Origin of the sequence: Stenotrophomonas sp. S49 (genome assembly GCF_016624905.1) — a bacterium.
Taxonomy (GTDB): domain Bacteria; phylum Pseudomonadota; class Gammaproteobacteria; order Xanthomonadales; family Xanthomonadaceae; genus Stenotrophomonas.
The window spans coordinates 1-5,455 of record NZ_JACVUD010000151.1 but is presented as its reverse complement, the minus strand read 5'-3'; the positions used below and the strand labels follow the sequence as shown (position 1 = coordinate 5,455).

5 protein-coding genes are annotated in these 5,455 nt (G+C 68.3%); 3 read left to right on the top strand and 2 right to left on the bottom strand.

From position 1 onward, the window contains the following. Positions 1–63: 63 nt before the first annotated feature. Positions 64–948, bottom strand: a complete 885-nt coding sequence (locus IAE58_RS19585; protein WP_199934755.1) for a LysR family transcriptional regulator — start codon at positions 946–948, stop codon at positions 64–66. A gap of 107 nt (positions 949–1,055) precedes the next feature. Between IAE58_RS19585 and IAE58_RS19580 the strand changes: the two genes are divergently transcribed. Then, a complete protein-coding gene (locus IAE58_RS19580; protein ID WP_108754135.1) occupies positions 1,056–2,108 on the top strand; it encodes an NAD(P)-dependent alcohol dehydrogenase in 1,053 nt (350 codons plus the stop codon). A 93-nt stretch (positions 2,109–2,201) separates the two neighbouring features. Here the strand turns inward: IAE58_RS19580 and IAE58_RS19575 are convergent, their stop codons facing one another. Further along, positions 2,202–3,566 carry a glutamate--cysteine ligase gene (locus tag IAE58_RS19575; RefSeq protein WP_199934754.1) on the bottom strand — a complete coding sequence of 455 codons (1,365 nt, stop codon included), beginning with the start codon at positions 3,564–3,566 and terminating at the stop codon, positions 2,202–2,204. A gap of 153 nt (positions 3,567–3,719) precedes the next feature. Here IAE58_RS19575 and IAE58_RS19570 point away from each other — a divergent pair, with 153 nt between their 5' ends. After that, positions 3,720–4,424, top strand: a complete 705-nt coding sequence (locus IAE58_RS19570) for a VIT family protein (protein WP_199934753.1) — start codon at positions 3,720–3,722, stop codon at positions 4,422–4,424. Further along, on the top strand, positions 4,421–5,245 hold the full coding sequence (locus tag IAE58_RS19565) for a helix-turn-helix transcriptional regulator (protein WP_199934752.1): 825 nt from the start codon (positions 4,421–4,423) through the stop codon (positions 5,243–5,245). Before IAE58_RS19570 ends, IAE58_RS19565 begins: the two co-directional genes overlap by 4 nt. Positions 5,246–5,455: the final 210 nt, after the last annotated feature.

The window sequence follows — 5,455 nt, the reverse complement described above, 5'->3', positions numbered from 1 at the left end:
GCGGGACGCCGAGGTGGCCCTCGGCAGCCCCTGACAAGACAGTTGCTACTGCATTGCTGCGCTTCACTCCCGCAACATGTCCACGAACGCGCGCAGCGCCGACGCCATCTGCCGCTGCTTGGGGTAATACAGCACGAAGCCGGCGAACGGCTCGCTCCAGTCCTGCAGTACCGCCACCATGCGCCCGGCCTCGATATGCGGGCGGGCGGCATCTTCCAGCACATACGCCAGGCCGAAGCCATCGATCACCGCGCGGATGATGGTGGTCTGCTCGCTCAGCGTCAGCCGCCCGCGTACGTCGATGTCCAGCGATTCACCGCCGCGGTCGAACTGCCACTTGTACAGATGCCCGCTGGCGAAGCGGAAGCGGATGCACTCGTGCTCCAGCAGGTCACGCGGGTGCTGCGGGGCCGGGTGCCGCCGCAGGTAGTCCGGTGAGGCGACGATCATGCCGCGCAGCGCCGGCCCCAGTGGCACCGCCACCATGTCCTCGGGCACGAACTCATGCAGGCGCACGCCGGCGTCGTAGCCTTCGCCCACGATATCCACCAGGCCGTCGTTCTCGGTCAGCTCCAGGCGCACATCGGGGTGCGCATGCAGGAAGCGGGTCAGGCGCGGGCCGAGCTGGGTCGGCACAGCCGCGCGCGCGGCGTTGATGCGCAGCAGGCCGGTGGGGCTGGCCCGGAACTGGTTCATTTCCTCCAGCGCCTCGTGCACCTGGCCCAGCGCCGGCTGCAGCCGCTGCAGCAGCCGCTGGCCGGCCTCGGTCAGGGCCACGCTGCGGGTGGTGCGGTGGAACAGGCCCACGCCCAGCCGCTCTTCCAGCGCACGGATCGCGTAGCTCACCGCCGAGGTGGACAGGGCCAACTCGGCCCCGGCCCGGCGGAAGCTGCGGTGCCGGGCCACGGCGGCGAACGCGGCCAGGTGGGTCAGGTTGTCAGTGGCCATGATTGTGCAGTCCCACTTGATGAATCATGCCGATATCCGGGGTTCTTACCCCCGCGCGAGGGGCGTATTGTAAAACGCCTTTCGACAAACCCCGCCAAGGATTCCCCATGTCCCTCGCCCTCGGTTATGCGGTGCGCAGCAACACCGCCCCGCTCGAACCCATCAGCTTTGAACGCCGCGCCGTCGGCGCCAACGATGTGCGCATCGAAGTGCTGTACAGCGGCATCTGCCATTCCGACCTGCACCAGGCCCGCGACGACTGGGGCGGCGCCGAGTACCCGATGGTGCCGGGCCACGAGATCATCGGCCGCGTGGTGGAAGTCGGCCCGGGCGTGACCACGCTGAAGGCCGGTGATTTCGCCGGCGTCGGCTGCATGGTCGATTCCTGCCGCCACTGCGATGCCTGCGACCACGACCTGGAGCAGTACTGCGAAAAGGGCCCGACCTACACCTACAACAGCCGCGACCGCGTCACGGGCGAACTGACCCAGGGCGGCTATTCCGACCACATCGTGGTGGAACAGCGCTTCGTGGTGAAGGTGTCCGAGAAGCTGGACCTGAAGGCTGCCGCGCCGCTGCTGTGCGCTGGCATCACCACCTGGTCGCCGCTGCGCCACTGGAAGGTCGGCCCCGGCCAGAAGGTCGGCGTGATCGGTCTGGGTGGCCTGGGCCACATGGGCGTGAAGTTCGCCAAGGCCCTGGGCGCGCACGTGGTGATGATCACCACCACCCCGGAAAAGGGTGCCGACGCCAAGCGCCTGGGCGCCGACGAAGTGCTGGTCTCGCGCGATCCGGCGCAGATGAAGGCCCACGCCAACAGCTTCGACTTCCTGCTCAACACGGTGCCGGTCAGCCATGACACCAATCCGTACATGAGCCTGCTCAAGCGCGACAGCACCATGTGCCTGGTCGGCGTGATCACCGAACTGGACCCCGCACTGATGGGCGCCAGCGTGATCTTCGGCCGCAAGCACGTGACCGGCTCGGCCATCGGCGGCATGGCCGAAACCCAGGAAATGATGGACTTCTGCGCCGAGCACGGCATCGTGGCCGACGTCGAAGTGATCGACATCAAGAACGTCAACGACGCCTGGGAGCGCATGGCCAAGAACGATGTGCGCTACCGCTTCGTGATCGACATGGCCACCATCAAGGCCTGATCGCCGCGGTGATGGAACGAAAAAACCCCGGCACTGCCGGGGTTTCTTCATGGTCCGGACCGCCGGGCATGGCCCGGCGCTACCGAAATGCAATCAATACGCAAACTCGCGGAACACCGGATCCACGTCGCCGTGCCAGCGGCCATGGAACAGCGCCAGCTTGCGTTCGGCCGGGGTCAGGCCCGATTCGACGATTTCCTGCAGCACGTCCAGGAACTTGCTTTCGTCCTGGCCATCGGCATTGCGCGCGGCGCGGCGCTTGAGGCCTTCCACGGAAATCTTCACCGCTTCGCGGGCCAGGTCGCGCACGGTGCCGTTGCGGAACGGCAGGCCCATGGCGTACTTCGGCACGCCATCGCGCAGCGCGTGGCGCTCGGCCAGGGTGAAGTCACGCACCAGGTCCCAGGCCGCGTCCAGCGAGGCATCGTCGTACAGCAGGCCCACCCAGAACGCCGGCAGCGCACACAGGCGGCTCCACGGGCCACCGTCGGCACCGCGCATTTCCAGGTACTTCTTCAGGCGCACTTCCGGGAACGCGGTGGTCATGTGGTCCGACCAGTCGCGCAGGGTCGGCAGCGCACCCGGCAGCACCGGCAGCTTGCCCTGCATGAAATCGCGGAAGCTCTGCCCGCTGGCGTCGTGGTAGATGCCATCGCGGTAAGAGAAGTACATCGGCACGTCCAGCAGGTAGTCGACGTAACGCTCGTAGCCAAAGCCATCCTCGAACACGAAGTCGAGCATGCCGGTGCGGTCGGCGTCGGTGTCGGTCCAGATGTGCGAGCGATAGCTCAGGTAGCCGTTCGGCTTGCCTTCGGTGAACGGCGAATCGGCAAACAGCGCGGTGGCGATCGGCTGCAGCGCCAGCGACACACGGAACTTCTTCACCATGTCCGCTTCGGTGGCGTAGTCCAGGTTCACCTGCACCGTGCAGGTGCGGGTCATCATGTCCAGGCCCAGCGAACCGACCTTGGGCATGTAGTTGCGCATGATCTTGTAGCGGCCCTTGGGCATCCACGGCATCTCATCGCGCGTCCACTTGGGCTGGAAGCCCATGCCCAGGAAGCCCAGCTGCAGCTCGCCGGCCACCTGTGCCACTTCATTCAGATGCGTGCCGGTTTCCACGCAGGTCTGGTGGATGGTTTCCAGCGCCGCACCGGACAGTTCCAGCTGCCCGGCCGGTTCCAGCGTCACCGAGGCGCTGTCGCGCAGCAGGGCGATGGTGTTGCCGTTTTCCTGCACCGGTTCCCAGCCAAAGCGCACCAGGCCGTTGAGCAGCGCCTCGATGCCGCGATCACCGTCGTAGGTGGGCGGGCGCAGATCGTCCAGGCGGAAGCCGAACTTCTCGTGCTCGGTACCAATGCGCCACTGCGCGCGGGGCTTTTCACCGGAGGCAAGCACCTCGACCAGCTGCGTGCGGTCGGTAATGGGCGTATCGGCGACGTGGCTGGGGCTCGACAAGGGGGTGGCTCGCTGTGCAGGGGGCTGGGGATGTGGGGCCCAGGGCCTTCCATCGCAAGGGCGCACTATAGCGTGGCGGTTCACCGCGTCATGCCACTGTGACGGGTTTCAGCATCCTACCGACGGCCCCTTGACCCTCGTACACTGGCGCGCATGAGTCGCCATTCACGACACCCCGAGCTGCACCGGACCGACCGTGTCGGCTGGCTGCGCGCCGCCGTGCTGGGTGCCAACGATGGCATCGTCTCGGTGGCCGGCCTGGTGGTGGGCGTGGCCGCCGGTGGCGCATCGGCCAGCACCGTGCTGGCCACTGGCATTGCCGGCACCGTGGCCGGCGCGATGTCGATGGCCGCCGGCGAATACGTTTCGGTGCAGACCCAGGCCGATACCGAAGCGGCCGACCTGGCCGTGGAAAAGCGCGAACTGCTCGAAGACCCGCACAGCGAGCTGGACGAACTGGCCGCCATCTACCGCCACCGCGGCCTGCAGCCGGCACTGGCGCGGCAGGTGGCCGAACAGCTCACCGCCCACGATGCACTGGGCGCACATGCGCGCGACGAACTGGGCATCACCGATACGCTGCGCGCGCGACCGCTGCAGGCGGCGCTGGCGTCGGCGGCGGCCTTCACCTGCGGCGCAGCGCTGCCGGTCGTCACCGCGCTGCTGGCGGCCGCAGAGCGGGTTGCCGCCATGACCACCATCGCCACCCTGCTGGGCCTGTGCGTGACCGGTGCGCTGGCCGCCCACGCCGGCGGTGCCGCGCCGGTACGCGGCGCCCTGCGGGTGATGGTCTGGGGCGCAGTGGCGATGGCCGCGGCCGCCGCGATCGGCCGCCTGCTGGGCGCACACATCACATGACCGGCCAACCGCCCCCCGCCACCGCGCTACTGGCCGAACTGGCCAGCCTGGCCCACTGCGAGCGCGCCGAAGGCTACGCCTGCATCACCGCGCGGCGCGAACACGGCGCCAGTTCGGTTGAGATTCCGCAGCCGCAGTTCGCCATCCTGCTGGAGGGCCGCAAGCAGGTGCGCACCGCGCACCAATCGCTGGAGTACGCACCGGGCGACATCCTGCTGGTCACCCAGCGCTGCCGCATCGATGTGGTGAACACCCCCGACCCACGCACCGGGCGCTACCTGAGTGCCATCGTGCCGCTCTGCGCCGAAGCGTTGGCCGCAGCCCGTACGCTGTGGAACGAACCGCTGCCGGCACCGGGTGCCAGCGTGGCGCGGCTCGCACTGCACGATCACGGCCCCCTGCTGCGTCAGTGGCGCCAGCACCTGCAGGACGGCCACTACAGCGAAGCACGCCTGGCGCTGGCCAGCCTGGTCCTGGCGTGGTGCCGCAGGGGCCACGGCAACCTGCTGTTGCCACAGACGCCCACGCTGGGCGAACAGATCCGCGACCGCATCGCCACCGACCCCGCGCGCGACTGGCAATCACGCGATGTGGAAGCGCAGTTCGCGCTGAGCGGCGCCACCCTGCGCCGCCGCCTGGCGGCCGAACAGACCAGCCTGCGCCAACTGCTGACCGAAGCGCGCCTGGCCCACGGCATGAACCTGCTGTACACCACCGACCTGCCGCTGAAGACCGTGGCCGCCCGCGCGGGCTATCGCTCCGCCGCCAGCTTCAGCAAGCGTTTCGCCGAGCAGTACGGTCTTTCCCCCAGCGAGATCTAGGGGGGGTATCGGCAGGGCTGCACCCTGCACCTGCTCAGAGCAACGGCCAAAGCAACAGCAACAGCAACAGCTGCATTGCGTGGGATCGCGGGGCGGTGTGGGTGGGCAGGACACGCCGTAAACCCACCATGGGGGCTCGTAGGCGCCATCCATGGCGCCTGCGGTCCTGCCCCCCCCCCCCCCCCCCCCGCGGGCAGATTACGGGGATAG